This is a genomic window from Jidongwangia harbinensis (assembly GCF_020216025.1).
Lineage (GTDB): Bacteria > Actinomycetota > Actinomycetes > Mycobacteriales > Micromonosporaceae > Actinoplanes > Actinoplanes harbinensis.
This window is the reverse complement of sequence record NZ_JAIWNC010000056.1, coordinates 51,846-70,397: the sequence shown is the minus strand read 5'-3', so window position 1 is coordinate 70,397 and position 18,552 is coordinate 51,846. Positions and strand designations below refer to the sequence as shown.

20 protein-coding genes are annotated in these 18,552 nt (G+C 69.6%); 10 read left to right on the top strand and 10 right to left on the bottom strand.

The genetic code is table 11. The annotated features are described in order from the left end of the window. Positions 1-335: SPFH domain-containing protein (locus tag LDL48_RS40360; RefSeq protein WP_255630304.1), on the bottom strand; the 335-nt coding region annotated here is incomplete at its 3' end. Between the two features lie 36 nt (positions 336-371). Then, positions 372-827 carry an NfeD family protein gene (locus tag LDL48_RS40355; RefSeq protein WP_225260466.1) on the bottom strand — a complete coding sequence of 152 codons (456 nt, stop codon included), beginning with the start codon at positions 825-827 and terminating at the stop codon, positions 372-374. A 283-nt stretch (positions 828-1,110) separates the two neighbouring features. Here LDL48_RS40355 and LDL48_RS40350 point away from each other — a divergent pair, with 283 nt between their 5' ends. The 3 genes from LDL48_RS40350 (at position 1,111) to LDL48_RS40340 (ending at position 4,139) form a co-directional block, all read left to right on the top strand. Further along, positions 1,111-1,422, top strand: a complete 312-nt coding sequence (locus tag LDL48_RS40350) for a hypothetical protein (protein ID WP_225260465.1) — start codon at positions 1,111-1,113, stop codon at positions 1,420-1,422. Between the two features lie 189 nt (positions 1,423-1,611). After that, entirely contained in the window at positions 1,612-2,505 is an 894-nt protein-coding gene (locus tag LDL48_RS40345; RefSeq protein WP_225260464.1) for an ABC transporter ATP-binding protein, read from the top strand. Further along, a complete protein-coding gene (locus tag LDL48_RS40340) occupies positions 2,502-4,139 on the top strand; it encodes an ABC transporter permease (RefSeq protein ID WP_225260463.1) in 1,638 nt (545 codons plus the stop codon). The genes LDL48_RS40345 and LDL48_RS40340 overlap by 4 nt, the downstream gene beginning before the upstream one ends. A gap of 455 nt (positions 4,140-4,594) precedes the next feature. On the opposite strand, the gene nhaA is transcribed toward LDL48_RS40340, so the two are convergent. After that, a complete protein-coding gene (gene nhaA / locus LDL48_RS40335) occupies positions 4,595-5,908 on the bottom strand; it encodes a Na+/H+ antiporter NhaA (protein WP_225260472.1) in 1,314 nt (437 codons plus the stop codon). A gap of 359 nt (positions 5,909-6,267) precedes the next feature. Here nhaA and LDL48_RS40330 point away from each other — a divergent pair, with 359 nt between their 5' ends. From LDL48_RS40330 to LDL48_RS40315, 4 genes are all read left to right on the top strand, one after another. Beyond that, positions 6,268-6,609 carry a SigE family RNA polymerase sigma factor gene (locus LDL48_RS40330; protein WP_225260462.1) on the top strand — a complete coding sequence of 114 codons (342 nt, stop codon included), beginning with the start codon at positions 6,268-6,270 and terminating at the stop codon, positions 6,607-6,609. Continuing rightward, positions 6,606-7,514, top strand: a complete 909-nt coding sequence (locus tag LDL48_RS40325; protein WP_225260461.1) for a hypothetical protein — start codon at positions 6,606-6,608, stop codon at positions 7,512-7,514. The genes LDL48_RS40330 and LDL48_RS40325 overlap by 4 nt, the downstream gene beginning before the upstream one ends. 139 nt (positions 7,515-7,653) lie before the next feature. Beyond that, positions 7,654-8,061: a four-helix bundle copper-binding protein gene (locus LDL48_RS40320; protein ID WP_225260460.1), complete on the top strand. Its 408-nt coding sequence runs from the start codon at positions 7,654-7,656 to the stop codon at positions 8,059-8,061. 131 nt (positions 8,062-8,192) lie between these two features. Further along, positions 8,193-8,354, top strand: coding sequence for a hypothetical protein (locus LDL48_RS40315; RefSeq protein ID WP_225260459.1), 162 nt, complete (start codon positions 8,193-8,195; stop codon positions 8,352-8,354). A gap of 34 nt (positions 8,355-8,388) precedes the next feature. Here the strand turns inward: LDL48_RS40315 and LDL48_RS40310 are convergent, their stop codons facing one another. From LDL48_RS40310 to LDL48_RS40295, 4 genes are all read right to left on the bottom strand, one after another. After that, complete coding sequence (locus tag LDL48_RS40310; protein ID WP_372472300.1) at positions 8,389-9,705, bottom strand: cation:proton antiporter; 1,317 nt, start codon at positions 9,703-9,705, stop codon at positions 8,389-8,391. Positions 9,706-9,742: 37 nt separating this feature from the next. Further along, the gene (locus tag LDL48_RS40305; RefSeq protein ID WP_225260458.1) at positions 9,743-10,264 is read right to left on the bottom strand and encodes a DUF421 domain-containing protein; all 522 of its coding nucleotides are present in this window, start codon (positions 10,262-10,264) and stop codon (positions 9,743-9,745) included. A gap of 212 nt (positions 10,265-10,476) precedes the next feature. Continuing rightward, on the bottom strand, positions 10,477-10,848 hold the full coding sequence (locus LDL48_RS40300; RefSeq protein ID WP_225260457.1) for an STAS domain-containing protein: 372 nt from the start codon (positions 10,846-10,848) through the stop codon (positions 10,477-10,479). A gap of 780 nt (positions 10,849-11,628) precedes the next feature. Next, the gene (locus tag LDL48_RS40295) at positions 11,629-12,642 is read right to left on the bottom strand and encodes a S1C family serine protease (protein ID WP_225260456.1); all 1,014 of its coding nucleotides are present in this window, start codon (positions 12,640-12,642) and stop codon (positions 11,629-11,631) included. A gap of 398 nt (positions 12,643-13,040) precedes the next feature. On the opposite strand from LDL48_RS40295, the gene LDL48_RS40290 reads away from it, so the two are divergent. Beyond that, positions 13,041-13,568, top strand: a complete 528-nt coding sequence (locus tag LDL48_RS40290) for an oligopeptide:H+ symporter (protein ID WP_308016553.1) — start codon at positions 13,041-13,043, stop codon at positions 13,566-13,568. Next, positions 13,505-13,861: an MFS transporter gene (locus LDL48_RS40285; RefSeq protein ID WP_225260454.1), complete on the top strand. Its 357-nt coding sequence runs from the start codon at positions 13,505-13,507 to the stop codon at positions 13,859-13,861. Before LDL48_RS40290 ends, LDL48_RS40285 begins: the two co-directional genes overlap by 64 nt. Positions 13,862-14,052: 191 nt before the next feature. Here LDL48_RS40285 and LDL48_RS44080 read toward each other — a convergent pair whose 3' ends face one another. Next, positions 14,053-14,241 carry a BON domain-containing protein gene (locus LDL48_RS44080; protein ID WP_255630302.1) on the bottom strand — a complete coding sequence of 63 codons (189 nt, stop codon included), beginning with the start codon at positions 14,239-14,241 and terminating at the stop codon, positions 14,053-14,055. A gap of 34 nt (positions 14,242-14,275) precedes the next feature. After that, on the bottom strand, positions 14,276-15,970 hold the full coding sequence (locus tag LDL48_RS40275) for a sigma-70 family RNA polymerase sigma factor (protein WP_225260452.1): 1,695 nt from the start codon (positions 15,968-15,970) through the stop codon (positions 14,276-14,278). A 355-nt stretch (positions 15,971-16,325) separates the two neighbouring features. On the opposite strand from LDL48_RS40275, the gene LDL48_RS40270 reads away from it, so the two are divergent. After that, complete coding sequence (locus LDL48_RS40270) at positions 16,326-17,957, top strand: ANTAR domain-containing protein (RefSeq protein ID WP_225260451.1); 1,632 nt, start codon at positions 16,326-16,328, stop codon at positions 17,955-17,957. 3 nt (positions 17,958-17,960) lie between these two features. On the opposite strand, the gene LDL48_RS40265 is transcribed toward LDL48_RS40270, so the two are convergent. Then, positions 17,961-18,497, bottom strand: a complete 537-nt coding sequence (locus LDL48_RS40265; protein WP_225260450.1) for a general stress protein — start codon at positions 18,495-18,497, stop codon at positions 17,961-17,963. Positions 18,498-18,552: the final 55 nt, after the last annotated feature.

The following is an 18,552-nucleotide window of genomic DNA, read 5'->3' as shown; positions in this document are numbered from 1 at the left end:
ATGGCCTGCAGGAAGTGCGAGATCTCGTACGTGGCCCGGACCGGGTCGACGACCTTGAAGTAGAGCACCGTGTCGATCGAGACGACCAGGTTGTCCGAGGTGATGACGGGTTGCGGCGGGAAGCTGACCACCTGCTCGCGCATGTCCACCTTGGTGCGGACCGCGTCCACGAACGGGACGAGCAGGTTGAGCCCGGGCGACAGGGTGCGCTTGTACTTGCCGAGGCGCTCGACGACGTCCATCCGCTGCTGCGGCACGATTCTGATGGTCTTGACCAGGAAGACTACGGCGAACAAGACGAGAACAGCCACAATGACGCCGACGATCGCGTCCATTTGAGAAACCACCTTTGCGGTCATATGGAGTGCACGTTAAAGCTCACGATCGGTTGAACCAGGCAAATCCTCGCGCCACACCACCACGGTACCCAAGCCGATATCAACAATTGTGACCCGGTCACCGGGAGGGTAGTCTCCGAGATTTTCGAGGGAGCGCGCCTGCCACAGTTCGCCGCCGATCTTCACCATGCCGCTATCGGCATTCACGTGTTCCACGACGACGGCGGAGGTGCCCTGCATCAGTTCCGTGCCCATGCCTACTCGACCCGGACGGTTCAGGTGACGGCGCAACGCAGGCCGAGCCGCTGCCAGGGTCAGCGCTGAAACCACGACGAAAACCCCGGCCTGGAGCGGTACGGGTGCGCCAAGCGCGGCGGCGGCCGCCGCGGCGGTCGCACCCACCGAGAACATGATCAGGAAGAGCGTGGCCGTGAAGATTTCTGCGACGGCCAGCACCGCAGCGAGAATCACCCACAAAATCACGTCCATAACCTGATCGTGGCACGCCCCCGCCGATTCAGCCAGTGACGTTCGCTACCGGCAGATAGAATTCCCAGAATCTCCGTTGTCACACAAGTGTCATCATCCTGTGCATTCATCGACGTAGATTATCGTCGCGGCTTCAGTAATAATGTCCGATGCACCACTTCCCCCACCCTCCCGGAGGCCCAGCCGGTTGTGGTGCCTCAGGACAACTTCCCTTAAGCCCTCGTGTACGGCGAAAGGAGCACGCCTGGTATCGCGGGACGACCACCCGGGTAGATGAGCCGGCATGGGAATCACTGTCTGGCTTCGAGTAGCCGTGCTCCTTGCCGGCAGCAGCTTGGCCGCGTACGGCTGCTACGTACTCGCCACCGGTCGTTTGTCGGACCGATCGCGGGCTTCGTTTCGGTCCACCAGTGACGCGGGGATGTACCCGCTGTGCAGTGGCGTCGGCCTGATGCTTCTGGCTGGGGGACAGTTCGCCAGCCAGATCGAATCCCGCTCCATCGTTCTCACTCTCGGCGCGACGGCTCTGGCCCTCGTCTTCATGGGGCTGGCCTTCTTCCGCTATCGACCGCGGCGGTCCGACCCGCGCCCATGACGTCCGCCGCTGCGGTGTCGGACCCCGCCGGCTTGAAATTCTGACGGCTATCAGCGGCGGGATTCCTGCCCGCCGCGCTGAACGCGGGGGCTACCGCCAGGTGTGGGCGGGGAGTACGGTGAGCCGCAGGTGTGCCGGGAAGTCTGGTCGGCGGTCATGACTCCATGCCGATCGAAAGGGCTTCCCGCGATGACCGTTCCCGCGCTGCGCGCTGTCGACCTCACGAAACGGTACGGCCACCTGACCGCCCTGGACACCCTGAACCTGGACGTCCCTGCGGGTGAGGTGTTCGGGTTCCTCGGCCCCAACGGCGCCGGTAAGTCCACCACCATCCGCCTGCTGCTCGGCCTCGCCCGGCCCACCGCCGGCCGGGCCGAAGTGTTCGGCGTCGACGCCGCCGACGTGGCAAGCGCTCACCAGCGTCTGGCCTACGTACCCGCCGATGTGGCGTTGTGGCCGCAACTGACCGGCGCCGAGATTTTGCACCTGCAAGCCCGGACCGGGCCCGGTACCGATCTGGCCTACCGCGAGGAACTGGTCGACCGTTTCGCTCTCGACCCGTCGAAACCGGCCCGTACCTACTCGACGGGCAACCGGCAGAAGGTCGCCTTGATCGCCGCGTTCGCCACCCGGGCCCCGCTGCTGGTGCTCGACGAGCCGACCAGCGGGCTGGACCCGCTGATGGAACGCGAGTTCCGCACCGCGGTCCGGCAGGCCCGTGACCGCGGGCAGACCGTCTTCCTCAGTTCGCACCAGCTCGCCGAGGTCGAGGCCGTCTGCGACCGGGTCGCGATCCTGCGTGCCGGCCGGCTCGTCGACGTCTCGACGATCGAAGACCTGCGGGGCCTGCATCGTTCCGACGTGACGATCACCTACGCCGGCATGGCACCTGATCTGAGTGGGATCCCCGGTGTCGAGGCGATCGAGTCGGCCGGCGAGCGACGACTGCGGTTCACCCTCACCGGTGAGCCCGCCCCCGCGCTGCGGGCGCTCGCCGCCGTGGAGGTCACCGCGTTGACCATGCGGGAACCGAGCCTGGAGGAGATCTTCCTCGACTACTACGGGACGGAGGCGACCCGATGAGCCTCGGCACCCTCCCCGCCCCCGCCAACTCCCAGCTGGCATCCGCTCCCGCGCCTGGCCGGGCCGTCACGTGGCTGGCGATCCGCCAAATCCGGCGCGGCGGTCTGCTCGTCGCCGGGCTCAGCGCCGGAATGACCGCGCTCGTCGCCGCCACCTACGCGCAGGTCATGGCCGACCCGGCGGCGGCCGGCAGTCTGCAGGCCCTGGCCGGCAACCCGGCGATCCGGACGCTGTTCGGCGCACCGGTCGGCCTCGACACCGCCGGCGGGTTCACCGTGTGGCGGGTCGGCACCGTCATCGCGATCCTGCTCGGCGTCTGGTCCATCCTCGCGACCACCCGGATCACCCGTGGCGAGGAGGACGCCGGCCGCTGGGATCTGCTGCTGTCCGGCCGCCTTCGGGCACCGGCCGTCCTGCTGCGCCACCTGGCCCCCGTGATGGCGGTTGCGGCCGCCACCGCAACCGCCGTCACGGCCGTGCTGCTGCTGTCCGGCACCGCACCGACAGGCGCGGTGCTGCACGGCGCCGGCATCGGCCTGCTCGGGATGTTCTCCGTCGCGGTAGCCGCGCTGACCGCCCAGGTCTTCCCCGCCCGCTCCCCCGCGACCGGCACGGCCGTAGCGGTGCTCTGCCTCGGCCTGCTGGCCCGCATGATCGGCGACGGGGTCACCGCACTCGGCTGGCTGCACTGGCTCTCGCCGTTCGGGCTGCTCTCCCTGAGCGGGCCCTACGTCCACAACCGGGTCCTGCCGCTGCTCCTGCTGGCCGCCGCCACCGCGCTCATCACCGTGCTGACGTTGACCGCAGCCCGCCGGCGCGACGTGCACGACGGTCTGATCCCCGCAGCGGCCGGACGCCGCCCGCGGACCCGGCTACTGGCGAGCGTGGAGACGTTCGCGGTACGCCGGGTGACGCGGCCGCTGACCGGCTGGATGATCGGCATCGGCGCCTACTACCTGCTGATCGGGCTGACCGCCGTATCGGTCACCGACTTCCTGCGCGACAACCCGGCCCTGGCCGGCGACGCCTCCCAGGCCGGCTTCGAAGGCCTCGGCAGCATCGCCGGGTTCACCGCGACCCTGTTCGCGATCCTCGCCATGCCGGTCGGTGGCTTCGTTACCGCGCGGATGACCGCGTTCCTGGCGGACGAGACCGACCGGCGACTGACCCAGCTCACCAGTCAGCCGATCACCCGGATCCGGCTGATCGGTGCCGAGATCGCCGTCACCGCCGTAGCCGCGGCGGTCCTGGTCACCGGCGCCGGCCTGGCGACCTGGCTCGGGATCACCGCCATCGGTGGTGAACTCGCCGTAGACGCCGCACTAAGCGGTACCTGGAACGTCCTGCCCATCGTGCTGCTCAGCCTCGGCACGGCGGTGTTCGCGATCGGCTGGACACCTCGCTGGACCGGGCTCCTCGGCGGCCTCCCCACCACCGGCGGGTTCCTGTTGCTCGTCATCGCCGACAGCGTCGCCGCGCCGGACTGGGTACGCGACATCTCACCGTTCGCGCACCTGGCGCCCGTACCACTCACCGAGGCCAGCATGACGGCCTCATCGGTGATGCTCGCCGTGGCCACCGTCCTGACCATCGTGGGTGTCGCCGGCTACCGCCGCCGGGACTTACGTTCCTAGGGTCAAGCCCCGGCGCAACGCCGTACGTCGACATTTGGACGGTCGGCGGGGTGTGCTAGCCGGGGCCGATCTCTGCCGAGCCGATGGTCCCGGCTACTGATGCGGGTGCTCATCGAGAGCCCCGTCAACAACCACTGCGAGGAGGAGCACGGCACGGAGACGGCTGCCGGCGGGAGCCGGCGCCGCCATCGTCCCAGGATGGAATCCGACCCGATGGTGCCGGCGGGCCCATATGGGCGGCAGACACCCGTACGAGGTCACTCAGATTGGCAGAGGCTTCGGTCCGGCGGGTCCTGCCGGCCGCCATCGGAATGTCGCCGGCGTAGACGGTGGTGTCGGCGGTCGCATAGGTGAAGCCTTCCCCGGATCCTCCTGGACGACGTGATCGCCGCGGTGCAACGCACTCTCTACGCCGTGCCCACCTGACCGGTTCGGCGTTGGGCAGGCTGCCGGCGTCACTGCTGGTAGACGTCGGGAATGTCGTCGCGGTTGCGGTCCGCGACTTCCGCCTCGCGCAGCAGGCGGTAGGTGCGGTTACGCAGGCGCAGGATGACCGCAGCGATCAGGGCGGCGGCCAGCGAGCCGGTGAGCACGGCGACCTTGACGTGGTCGTCGCGTTCGCTGCCGATCCCGAAAGCGAGCTCCCCGATCAGCAGGGACACCGTGAAACCGATGCCGGCGAGCACGGACAGCCCGACGACGTCGATCCAGCCCAGTCCGGCATCGAGCCGGGCCCGGGTGAAGCGGGCGACGAGCCAGGTGGCGGCGGTGATACCGACCGGCTTGCCGATCAGCAGACCGGCCACGATGCCGATGGCAACCGGATCGCTCAGTGCCGAGCCCAGGCCGCTGAGCCCACCGATGGCCACACCCGCCGACATGAGCGCGAAGATCGGCACCGCGATACCCGCCGAGACGGGCCGGAAGCGGTGTTCGAAGTGTTCGGCCAGTCCGGGACCGGCGCCGGGCCCCCCGGCCTGCTGACTACGGATCACGGGTACGGCGAAGCCGAGCAGCACACCCGCGACAGTGGCGTGCACTCCGGAGGCGTGCATCAGCGCCCACGCCGCGAACGCCAACGGCAGCAGCAGCCACCACGACCGGACCCGGCGCTGGACCAGGACGGTGAACGCCGCCAGCGGCACCAGCGTGGCCAGCAACGGCACGACGGACAGGTCGGTGGTGTAGAACACGGCGATGATGACGATCGCGAGCAGATCGTCGACCACGGCGAGGGTGAGCAGGAACGTCCGCAGCGCATGCGGTAGGAACCGGCCGATGACGGCCAGCACCGCGAGCGCGAACGCGATGTCGGTGGCGGTGGGAATGGCCCACCCGCGCGCGGCGCCGTCCGCTGAGTCGAGGTTGAACAGCACGTAGACCAGTGCGGGGACGGCCACCCCGCCGATCGCCGCGGCGATCGGCACCGCCGCGCGCCGGGGATCGCGCAGGTCACCCGCAACGAATTCGCGTTTGAGTTCCAGCCCGGCGACGAAGAAGAAGATCGCCAGCAGGCCATCCGCCGCCCATGCCGCCACCGACAGGTCCAGGTGCAGCGCCGCCGGCCCGATCGTGTAGGCGCGCATGGCTTCGTACCCGGACGCCCACGGCGAGTTCGCCCAAACGAGCGCAACGACGGCGCCGGCAAGCAGCAGCGCACCGCCGATGGTTTCCTTGCGCAAAACGTCGGCGACGCGGCGGGCTTCCGGCCAGGTCCCGTGGCCGAACAGGCGATCGTGATCCGGCTTGGTATTCAACGCAATTCTCATTTCCGGGGTCGGGTCGTCCGCTGCCGACCAGACTTCCCGGCGCACCGTGTACCAATGTATCGGCTGGTGCGGACCGGCGCACAGCGAACCGATGCGATCCCTGTCACCGGGCCACGTGGTGTACCCGTGCGGGGACGTCGGTGTCACACGAACGTCACGCAACCGCGGGCAGCACTACGCACGCCGCGGTCAGGCTTGTCGGCAGCGCCGAATCACCCCCGGCCATCGATGCGGCCACGCGAGGCTCGGCGGCATTCGATTGTCACCTGCGGCACGGTACAGACCAGCCGTCCCGACGAGGCAACATCCTGAACAGGCGATCCGCTTCGTGCGAGTGAGGGCACATCGTAGGAGGACCGTTGGATACGGCAAAGGACTTGCGGGGGTACGTGCTCGCTCGCCGACGACACCTGTTACACACCGCCGGCCAATTGGGCGGCACCTGGCGGGCGGCGCGGGACCTCGTCCGGACGGCGTTGACGCGGGCATGGCGGCAGTGGTCACGCCTTGCCGCGAGCGAAGCTACGGACGCTTACCTGTGCCGGCCGAAGAGCAACAAGTTGCTGGTCTCCAAGACGGACGCCGCGACCGCGATGGGTTGCTCCGTCGCCGTCGTGCAGGGCGAGACGTCGAAGGCGCTGGACGGCCCGCGTCGCGATCCGGATTTGGCATCGCCTGAGTTGCCGGGGAGTTCGCGGTGAACCTGCATCTGGCAGAGCTCATGCACCGTGTCGTATCCGGGCCCCGACGGCGGCTCGACCCCGATCGACTGGCACGTGCCGCGCGCCGTCGGCACCGACTGCGTACCGCCGGGCCCCTCGCAGTCGTTGTGGCTGCGGCCCTCGCGGCGCCCTATGTCGTCGCGCAGGTGGCGGACCGCCCACCTGCCCTGAGCGACCGCCACGCTGCCCCGCATCTGTCTGCACTCGACACGCGGGTGCAACTCGGCAGGACCGGTATGGGGGCGATGGACAGCACTCCCCTGGTGCATCCCGGGGAAGGCAGCCTGGTGGCGAGCCGAGGATCTGAGCGGATCTACCTTCTGGAAGCCTTGGACGGGCAACTCTGCGTTCTCGTGGTCAACGAAGGCTCGGGCGGCGCCGGCCACCAGTGCCAGCCGCGATCGGACCTACTTACTGTCGGTGTCACCTCCGCCTACCGATTCGCCGCGTCCGGCGCGACCACTCTCGTTGCCGTCGCACCGGACGGGTACACCGAAGCTGCGGCAGGTGAGGCGCGCGCCCGCGTAAACTCGAACGTCGCCGTCATGGATCTGCACGCCCCACAGGACGTGGTGACGATCTCCGGACCGGGCATGCCCGATCTCACTGCCGAATTGGACGCTGCTGCAGCCCACCCCGTAGGGCGCACGGAGACCGAAACGAACGCGCGCGCTGCGCTGACTTCCCTGATCCGGTCCGCGCATGCCTACCGGCAGCGGCACGGCAGTCCGGTCGGTTTCGCCGAAGAAACACTCGCCGGCGCGCCGGCGCTGGGTCGCCAGATGGCCTCGCTGACCGACACCTCGGCGGTCGCGCGGATCGGTCCTGACCGGTGCCTGACAGCCGATCTGTCGGCAGGCGACATCGAGGAGCAACCATGTTGACCGATCCGGGAGCCTGACCGCTGCGGGTTCCGCGGCGCAGCCGTGGGAAGACAGCCGGTGGACGGTTGGCTGCCCAAGCGGTGGGTAGCGCACCAGAACCCACCCGACCCGACCCGACCCGACCCGAAGGAGATCTTCCGTGACCACGATCGCCAGGCCCATGCTGGAGACGTACCCGGCAGAAATCAACCTTGACCGTGACAGGTTGGCCGTCGCCATCGAGGCGCTGATCGCCTGCAGTCAGGCCTGCACCGCCTGCGCGGACGCCTGCCTGAGCGAGGACATGGTCGCCGAACTCACCAAGTGCATCCGCACCGATCTCGACTGCGCCGACATCTGCGCCACCACGGCCCGGGTGCTGTCCCGGCACACCGGCTACGACGCCAATATCAGCCGTACGTTGCTCGAGGCATGCGTCGTAGCGTGCCGGTCCTGCGGTGACGAGTGCACGTCCCACGCCGACATGCACGAGCACTGCCGCATCTGCGCGGAAGCGTGCAGGATCTGCGAACACGCGTGCCGCAACCTGCTCGCCGGCATGAGCTGAGACGCAAACAAAGAACCGACTACACGAACAGAATGCCTGCCGCGTGCCCGGAAACGAAGCGCACAGTCGGCCGGGTCGACCGTCGGTTGGCCCGTGGTAGGCCCCGAATCCGATCAGCAGAGGAGAACAACGTGCGAACCTTCATACTGATCGTCGGAGTAGCGGGCACGATCGCCGCCGTCTGCGGCGCATTGCTCTCGGTTGCCTGGCTGATCCTGGTCGGCATAGCCGCTCTGGTGCTGGCGCTCGTCATGGGTGCACTCGCCGCACCGGCGACGCGTCGCCGCAGCTGACAGCTGTTGCTTCGGGCGGCCGCGAGGCTACGGCCTATCCGTCGTCGTCCGATTCGGGGCTGCTTTCCTGCCCGGTCGTCCGGCCCTTACCCGCGCCGTGGGAAGCCGTGCGGCCCCCCGTGACGGGCCGGCGCGGATCTTGACCGCGCGGTCGCCCACTGGCTCGGTACAGCATCCCGTGCCACGCCGGAGCCTCACGTTGGTCGTCGAACATGCGAGCGACGACCACGTCGGTCGAGGAGTGCAGCAGAATGGACATCACGATGGTGAGCGCCACGAGGTGGAAGATCTCGTCGCCGGCGGCGATGCCGGACTCCAGCACCAGCAGGCCGTAGACGACCGAGGCGAACCCCTTCGGGCCGAACCACATGGCGGCGGCCTGCTCCCGCATGCCCAGACCGGCGCGCAGGAACGACAGGTACAACGCCAGCGGCCGGGCCGCGAAAATCGCAAGAACGGCGAAGACCCAGCCGGTCCACGAGATGTCGGCCAGGAACGACCACGAGATCAGGGCGCCGAACACCAGCAGGGCGGCGAGCTTGAACAACTCGGCGATGTTCTCCCCGAAATGTTCGAACGCCGCACGCTGCCGCGGCCCGAACGTTGCCACGGTGATGCCGGCCGCGAACGCCGCCAGGAACAGGTTCGCGTGGGTCGCCTGTCCCAGGGCGAGGACCAGCAGGCCGATCGCGACGCCGTTGAGCGGTGCGTACGCCGCGGATGCGGCGAACCACCGGCTGCGCTCCAGCAAGATCGCGGCGAGCGGCACCAACACACCGATGACCAGTCCGAGGGACAGTTCCCCGGCGAGCTCGCCAAGGTGCAGGTCCTCGGAGCCGCTGGCGACGGCGAGGAACACGATGACGAACGGCAACGCCAGGCCGTCGTTGACACCGGACTCGACGTTCAGCAGGCGCCGCAGCCGGGCCGGAACCTTGTCGTTGCCGACCAGCGCCGAGGCGAACACCGGGTCGGTGGGCGCCAGGATCGCCCCGATCAGCAGCGACTCCGCCCAGCCCAGACCGGCAACGTAGTGCGCCAGGACCGCGGTGATCGCCAAGGTGAGGGGAAGCCCCCAGCCCAATGCCCGGCCCGGGAGCCGCCACGCCGATCGTAGGTCCGCCCAGCCGACGCGCATGCCGTCGGTGAACAGGACCGCGAACAGCGCGAGTTCGGCCAGCGTCGCCACGATGGGCGCGTCGGCCTGCAGGTCGAGGACCCCGGCGGTCTCCCGGCCGAGGACGACGCCCACGACGAGGAACAGCACGGCCGTGGACAGAATGGTGCGGTTGGCCAGCGCCGACACCAGAACAGCGGCCACCAGCGCGCCGGCGAACGCCAGCAACAACATCAGTGGGGCCTCCTGTATCGATGCGGGCTCAGACGAGTCACGGTCCAGCCGCAGAGCCCTCCACACCGTGCATCGCGGTCAGCTTGCCGGCCTGCGACACGGGGATGACGCTGAAGCTTCCGTCGGTCTCCAGCACCACCGCGGCCACCCAGCCGAGATCACCGATGCCCTGAGCGCGCACGGCCTGCCGAATCTCTCCGTCGGTCACACGCTGCGCCCGCATGGGTTCGGCCAGCAGCTTCCCGTCGCGCAGCAACAGGGTGGGCCGCGACTTCAACAACCGGCGCAGTATCGGCGACCGCACCGACAGCCAGGTGGCGACCAGTTGCAGCGCGACGAGCAGCAGCAGCGCCGTCAGCCCCTCAGCCCACGCGACATCCCTGCTGAGCAGGATGGTGGCCAGGGTGGAACCCAACGCCACGGTGACGACCAGGTCGAACGCGTTCATCTTGGCGAGTGTCCGCTTGCCGGACAGACGCAGGACGACGATCAGCGCGGGGTAGGTCAGCACGGCGACGACGACGATCCGCCCGACATCCGACCAGCTCTGCAGAAGCATGCCGGCTGCATACCCGCCTCTCGCGGGCCGACACGCGTACGGCAACCGTGGACACCGCGCGAAACCCGCCCTGAAATGCGCGTGGTCAGCGCCCCGGCAGCCGTCTACGCGGGCGAGCCGGCACGACCGGAGGCCGGCGGGGCCGGCCGGAGAACAACCGCCACGCCAGCCAGACACGACGCCGCGCGACGCAGACCCGCCGCGACGGCACGTCAGTGCGCGGCCGTGACATCAACAGTCCGCATCCGGCCGTGGCCGACCCCTGGCAGCAACCGGCGGCTCTGCGCGCGCAGCGGACATCGCTTGTGGCACGGTGTCGAAGGTGGGAATGCTCCGTCCAGGCGCATGGTGTGCAGAACCGTCTGAACGAACCGTGACGGCGCCGCCAGCAGCAGGTCACCGCCCCGCCGGCGCGCCGCCTGGCGGGCCCGGACCACCGTGCCCAGCCCGACGGAGTCGATCGTCGCGGCCCGCGTCAGGTCCATGATGATCCGAGGATGCTCCGCCAGTGCGGTCTCCAGCGCCGCCCGCAGTTCGGCGACCACCCCGGTGTCGACGTCACCGGCAACACGCACGAGGGACATCGACGAGAGGGAATGCTGTGAGACACGACCGGTCGCCGGGGCGCCTCTGGCGTCCTCGTCCCGGTACCCACGCGCAGCCGGGACCCGGGAGGCGCAACCGGGGCACCGGTGCGGGCCGCGAGTGAACGCCGAGCCGGTCCAGCCGATCTCCGCCACGGCGACATAGACAACGTCCGCGTCATGCAGGCCGCACCCGCTCGCAACCACGATGTCCCCCCATCCGTCACAGATCAGCTGCACGCCCGTGCCCACTGCGGCCGGAACGGCTGTCATGTCTGATCCTCACCACGGTCGTCGGAGCATCTCTGGTCATTGCATATCAGGGAGTTGGCGCACCGGGTGCAACTCCGCGAAAGTGCGCGACGCTGAGCATCACACCCGAAATCACCTTGGTGAACCGACATGGCGGTGACCCCGCGGGCATGTGACGGTTGCGTGACAAACGCCGTTGATCGTGAGATGGGAGCCGTCCGCCCTGGCCGGCCCCCGCTGGGCCAGCGAACTCGATGTAGCCGTCCTCGTCGTCGAGCGCGTAGTCGCCCTGGTAAGCGGTGTGTGCGAATCTCTGCACTCGGGACCCTGTTCGGATGTCGGCGTGTCCACATCAGGCACCTCGTCGCCGCCGCGACCGGAGCACCCTGCCCGTAGTGCGATCATGACGGCGACCACGACCCGTCGGTACGGCGTGCGTGGCTGGCGCATGGCGTGTCCTCTGTCTACCCAGCGCCGATTCCGCGCTGCTGGACGGCACACGGCTGGATTGCCAAGCCGGGGCCGCCGCTATCGCGGCGCGGCGCCGACGGAGAGCGAGACCGATTGCTTCTGTCCACCCCGCAGCAGCGCAATGGTGACCTTCTGACCCGGCTCCACGCCGCGCAACGCGCCCAGGAACGCCTCGACGGTGGCGACCTGCTCCGCGGCGAAGGTGGTGATCACATCACCGGGGCGAATGCCGGCCTTGGCCGCCGGGCCGCCGGCCACGACATCGCGGACCAGGACACCGCGTTCGGTGCCCGTGCCGAGCGCCCTGGCGATCTGCGGGGTGAGTCGGCCGGCCATCACACCGACGTACGGATGGGTGACCCTGCCGTCGTCCAACAGGTCCTCCGCCACGTCGATCGCCGTCGCCGATGGAATGGCGAACCCGATCGAGACCGCTCCGGTAGACGGCGGCAAATAGGCGTCGTTGATCCCGACGACCTGACCGGTGGTGTCGATCAGGGCGCCGCCGGAGTTGCCTGGAGAGATCGGTGCGTCGGTTTGGATGAGGTCCACCAGTGCCCGTCCCTGGCTGGCGGATCCAGGGATCTCCCGGCCCACGCCGGACACGATCCCGGCGGTGACGGTGTTCATGAAGCCGAGCGGGCTGCCCATCGCAAGGACGGTCTCGCCAGGGGCGGGCAGCTCCGAGCGAAACGGCAGCGGCGGCATGTCGGTGCGTTCCGCGCGCAGAACGGCCAGGTCCGTGACGGCGTCCGCGCCGACTACCCGGGCGCCGACGCGGGAGCCGTCCGCGAGAGCGAGCTGGACATCGCCGGCGTCGCCGACCACATGTTGGTTGGTGAGTACCAGACCGCCGTCGCGGTACACCACACCGGACCCTAGTCCGTCCTTCCCGACCAGCACCGTGACTACCGAGGGCTCGACTCGGGACACGAGGTCCGGGAGGCTCACCGCGGCAGCCGCGGGTGGCCTGCTCACCGGTGCGTTCGGCTCAGGATCGTCGGTGCATCCGGTGAGCCCGAGACATGCACCGAGCACCAGGGTGGCGCAGATTCTGCGGAAGGACTTCATGCCCGTGCCTACCCGCCCGGTCTTCGTCTCACCCGCGGCCAGAATTCTCCGCGACCGCGGTGGCGGACGGCGTTGCCAACAAGGCCCCGGCAGCGGTTGCTGGGGGCGGCCCGCGGGGCGTCGCTGGGCTGTACCAGTGCCCCGAGTGTCAGGCAGCCGGCCTTCGCGAACGTGACGGCCACCGGAATGCTGCCGACCCGTACCGCGCGGTTCAGGTTCTGGAGCCGGATCTGCATGTCGGTAGCGACGGGCTGGTCAGGGACAGTAGCGTGTCCGGTCGCGCCCGTCGTTGCAGAGGGGCAGGATGTCACCCGACCTCGCCGTAGGCTCCCGATCCGCTCTCGGTGGTCGGCTCGGGCAGATCCGCGTACAGGCCCGTCGGCGCGTACGGCAGCGCCGTGTACCTGTCGACCATCCTCGGCGCCTGGGTGGCCGACCGGCTGCTCGGCTCGGAACGGGTGCTGTTCCTCAGCGCGGTGCTGGTCATGTCCGGGCACGTCGCGTTGGCCGTGCTGCCCGGCCTGACCGGCGTGACGGCCGGACTGATCCTGATCGCGGTCGGCAGCGGCGGCGTCAAGGCGAACGCCACCTCGCTCGTCGGCACCCTCTACACCGAACACGACGAGCGCCGCGACGCCGGATTCTCCCTGTTCTACCTCGGCATCAACATCGGCGCCCTGGCCGGTCCGCTGCTGACCGGGCTGCTGCAGAAGAACGCCGGTTTCCACTACGGCTTCGGCCTCGCGGCGGCGGGCATGGCCGTCGGCCTGACCCAGTACGCCCTCGGACGTCGCCGCCTTCCGGAGTCGGCGCGCGAGGTCCCCCATCCGTCCCGGTCAAGTTCGCCGCCGGCACGACCATCATGGGCGTCGCGTCCCTGCTGTTCCTCCCGCTCGCCGGCGGCGGCCCGAACACGGCGCCGCTGACCGCGCTGATCGGCATCCTGCTGGTCTTCACGATCGCCGAACTGCTGCTGTCCCCCGTCGGCCTGTCCCTGTCCACCAAGCTCGCTCCCCGCGCCTTCCACACCCAGATGGTGGCCCTGTTCTTCCTATCCGTGGCCCTCGGCACCGCGCTGTCCGGCACCCTGGCCCGGTTCTACAGCGCCGAACGCGAGGCCATCTACTTCGGGGTGCTCGGCGCCGTGGCGATCGTGCTCGGCGTGCTGCTCGCGCTCGCCCGGCGGCCAATCACCCGCCTGATGAGCGGCGTCCGGTGACGGGCGGCCGGTGAGCCATCCCGAACGACTCGCGCAAGTCCGCCGTGGTTCATGACAGTTCGTCAACCGGCGACCGGGCCGGTGCCGTCGCGGCGTGACGACCTGCTGCCATTCATCGTCGTGGATCTCGTGGTCGTAGGGCGCGGCGGCTGTCCGGGCGAGGTGTCTGGTTCGGCGCAACCGCCGACGGGTCACCGCGGCCCGGCCATGTCGTCGCTCCAGACCGACAGTCGGTTGCTGACATCCATGACGCCGCGCACCTGCCACGTCGCCTCGTGCACGTGGGCGCGTTCCGACGGAGTCGGCACGATGCCTTCCAGGATGACCACCTGGTTCTGCACCTCCACGACAATGTGGTGTCCCGGGGTTGGTAGCTCCATCCGTAGGCGTGCGGCAACCCGTAGCGCCAGGTCCTCATCGGTGTCCGTGGGCGGATCCGACGGCCGCAGCCATCGCCGGAACAGCGGATCGTCGGAAGGGAAGTAAGGAATCATCAGTGCCTCCAGGCGAAGTCGGACGACGGATGAAGGGCGAGGGAGGCGGCCGCGGCCCGCTACCCCGCCGGCCGGCGGGAAAAGAGGCCTTGGAAGTCTCCGGAACTGACTGCGCCAGCAGGCCGCCGGGTTCGGCGTAGCCGGTTCGGCGTGCAGTCAGGATGAGATGGCCCGGGCTCCGGGATGCGCCGTGCGCGTCAAACCGGGGCCCGCCCGGCCGGACGGCGGAGTGTGGCATCCGCCTGGGCACGGCCGTCCGTCGTCGTGGCGGCGGGGCAAGTGCGACGGAACAACGCCGTTCCCGCAGGGCAGCCGCAGCTCGCCCGTCTCGGTCGCGTGGATACGAGGTACGGTGCGGCGTCTCCGTGACGGTCGGCTCGCCCACCGCGGCGCCGGTCGCCGCCGGCTGCGACTCCCGCGATCCTGGCGGAGGCGAGTAGGTGACCGGGCGGCACGGCAACAGTCTGGTGATACCGGCGTGGTGCAGCAGCTCGAACAACTCCACGGCGACGTTCAGCACGTGCAGGGACGCACCCACATGGGCACAGGCGCGGTGCGTGTCCATCAGCACACGTGCGACCAGCGGGCTGCAGTGCCCGAGGCGGCGCAGGTCCAGCACCAGCATCCGCGGACGGCGAGTGACCGCGATGTCGATCAGAACGGCCCGTAGCCGCGCGGCGGGGAACTCGCCGGCCGGCACCGCTACCGTGGCGACCAGGCAGCCCGGTCGAGCCTCGTAGATTCGTACCCGCAGCCGGTCCGCCGTGCCGGAGCCGTCGTCCTCGGCCGCGCCGGTGGACAGCCGGGTGCGTAGTTGGGCGAGGGCGTGTGCGAGCACCCGGGACACGGTCATCTGTGAGGTGCCCAGCTCCGCAGCGATCTGATCCTGGGTGCGGTGCTCGAAGTAGTAGCGGTGCACCACGTACCGGGCGCGGGCGGGAAGTGTCTCGATCGCGTCCCGGACCGTCACCCGGTCGCCCAGGTTGTCCAGCTCCGGATCGTCGTCGCCCAGCAGATCCTGCCGCTCAGCGGAATCATGTTCGAATCCGACACGCCGGTTCAGCGAGTCGGGCCGATAGGCCGAGGCACTCGCCTCAGTCGTCCGTGCCTCAGTCTCCGTGACGCCGAGCGCCTCGGCCACCTCGCGAAGCGAGGGACTGCGTTGCAAACGCTGCACCAACTCCGCACGCACCCGGGTGGCGTCCAGGCACCGCTCCTGTAGCTGCCGCGGCACATGCACACTCCAGACCCGGTCCCGGAAGTGCCGCTTGACCTCCCCCAGGATGGTCGGGGTGGCGTATCCGACGAAGGTGGAGCCCCGGTCCGGGTCGAATCCGGCGATCGCCTTGACCAGGGCCAGCGCCGCGACCTGACGGAGGTCGTCGAGATCCTCGCCGCGGTTGCGGTAGCCACGCGCCAGGCGCTCCGCCAAGGGCAGCTGCCACCGCACCACGTGTTCGCGCAGCTGTTCCCGTTCGGCGCGGGGGCAGCCCGCGCGCCGCATCCGTCGGATCGCCTCAGTGGTGGCCTGTTCCCGTTCTCGGCGGTCCGTCATCACCGCGCCGTCGTCCGGGGCCGAGGGCCTGCCATGCCGGACATCAATGAGCAGGGTCATAGGGACTCCTGGGGTTGACCGAAGGGATTGCCGGATTCGTCGTCCGATTCAGGGCGACGCGAGGACGACGCAGGCGGCGGCGACCGATGCTCCACCGCCACGAGCGGGCCGAGGTCGGGCCCTGGTGCCGGGACTTGACACCTGACGGTCAGAAGCGTTGACGCTGGGATAACCCGGCACCACCCCGTCAAACGCGTCCTGCGGGTGTGTCATCAAGGTGTCATGGGTCTGTGTCGCGGTCGTCGTGGCGCCGGCCGGCACGGGTCAGTGTTGCCAGGTGCCGTACAGGCGGCGAAGGTAGCCTGAGCCGCACCGGCAGCAAGACGCGAACCCAGAAGCAACCGGGGGTGAGGCGATGAGCCGTCGCGCCCGTCCGAGTGCGCCACGCAGTGGCCAGGACCGGCTGGTGGCCACCGTGCGACGGCTCCAGGCCGAGGTGGAGGGCCTGCGCCGGGTACAACGACGCCGTGCGGTTATCGAGCAGGCCAAGGGCCTGCTGGTCGGCCGGCTCGGGTGCTCCCCCGACGAAGCATTCGCACATCTGTCCCAGATCTCACAGCAGAGCAACATGAAGGTCGTCGAGGTCGCCGCGGGCCTGCTCGGCATCGCCACGCCTGCGCCCGCCCCTGCTGCGGCGCCCAGGCCGGAGCCGTTCCGGCCGGAGCGGTACGTGCGGATGCGTCCGGGTGCACCGGGACCGGCAGACGCCGCGCCGTCACCGGCCGCCGCGCTGCTGGGCGAGGAAAGCATGGCCCGGTACCACCTGGCATGCGCGGCCGTGGCGAACGTGGACGACGCGCGTGAGCTGGCCGAGGCAGCCTGGGCGGAAGGGCTGCGGCACCTCGGCGTCACCGCGGTCGTCCTGGGCATTCTCGAACCCGACGGTGCGGTCCGCCTGGTCAGTACGCACGGCCTGGCACGCACCTTGGCCAGCAACTGGCAACGCGTTCCCGGCAGCCTCAACGTCGCGTTCCTCAAAGCTGTGGCCAACGGCCGACTGCTGTGGATCAGCCGCGCCGAGGCTGCCGAACAGGGATACGAGCTGCTCGGCGACGGCGAGATGCGGGGATGCTTGCCGCTGTACGACCGTGGACGCGTCTTCGGGGTGGCGTCTGTCATCTGGTCGCGAGGTCGCCGACCGGATGCCACCGTGCGGGCCTACGTCGGCGCGGTTGCCGAGGCCTGCGGCCGCCGGATGTCCCAGTTGCTGCACCGAGCGGACGGGACGGCGATCGCCTCCCCCGCGGCCCATTGGGTGGAGGCCGTGTTGGAGACGTTGCCTGGATCGTTCGCGCTGCTGTCGCCGATACGCGACGACGGCGGTGAGGTTCTCGATTGGCGCTTCGACCGTTGCAGCCCCGAGGCGGCGGACGCCGCCGGTCGCACCGCGGACGAGATCAGCGGTCGACGGCTGCTGGACCTTTATCCCCATGCCGGTACCAACGGCGTCTTCGACGGCTACCTTCACACCTTGCGCGCCGGCGAACCCTTCCGGTTGGGGCCTGCATTGACAGTTCTGGCCGGCGACCGGCACGACGTTCCCGCCGTGATGAGTGTGCGCGCGTCCCGCTTCGGCGACGGCGTGCTGGCCCATTGGCGATACCACGACGCCGAACGCCGCCTGATCTCGCACCTGGACCGGGTGCAGCGCCTCGGCGACGTCGGCTGGGCCGAGTGGAACCTCGTCACCGGCGACGACACCTGGAGTGCGCAGACCTACCGGATTCTGCGGCGCGGCCCCGGCCAGGGCCCCGTCAAGCTCAGTGGCCTCGTCCGGTACGTGGTGCCGGAGGATGCCACCGGCTTCACCGACGCGATCCAGAGACTGACGCGGGCCCAGGAGCCGATCGCGGTTTCGGTGCGGCTGCGCCGTGACGGCCGGCAGTTCCCGGTGCGCTTCGTGGCCGATCCGGTGACCGACGGCCGGGGCCGTCTGGTGGCGGTGCACGCCGCCGTGCACCGTCTCGCCGGCGGCGCGGGTTCCTGAGCCTCAGTCTCCCTCCAGCAGGCGCACGGCCCGGTCGGCGAGGTCGGCGTCGACCTGCACGTCGTAGTGCGTCGCGGTGATCCGGGAATGGGTGGCGAAGGATCGCCGGCCGCGGGTGAAGGCGTACCCGAGCAGCCCGGTGACGGCGCCGAGTACAGCGCCGAGGATCGCGGCGTTGAAGGCCAGCCAACCGACCGGCACAGTCGGCGTGACCAGGTCGAACAGGCCCAGCAGGGAGCCGACCAGAACGCCGACGACCAGCCCGGAGATTGCTCCGCGGGCAGTGACGTCTGCGGTGGACAGCTGTCCCGTGACACGGTCGACAATGGTCAGTCCCCGGCCGACGATGGTGGCGCGTTGCGCCGGGAAGCCGGCATCGGCGAGTGTCTGGACCGTCTGTTCCGCCTTCTCGTGGTCCGGGTGGACGGCGACCACCCGCTGCGCCACGCCCACTCGCGCGCCAGCCTCCTCCGCGGTCGGCCGGTCCGCTGCCGCGCGGCTCGGGCCATTCTGTTGTCCCGGGTATTCAGTGATGCTCATGATTGCCTCCTTTGGCGGATGCCGCTACCCCGCCCTGTCGGCCGCCAATCACGGC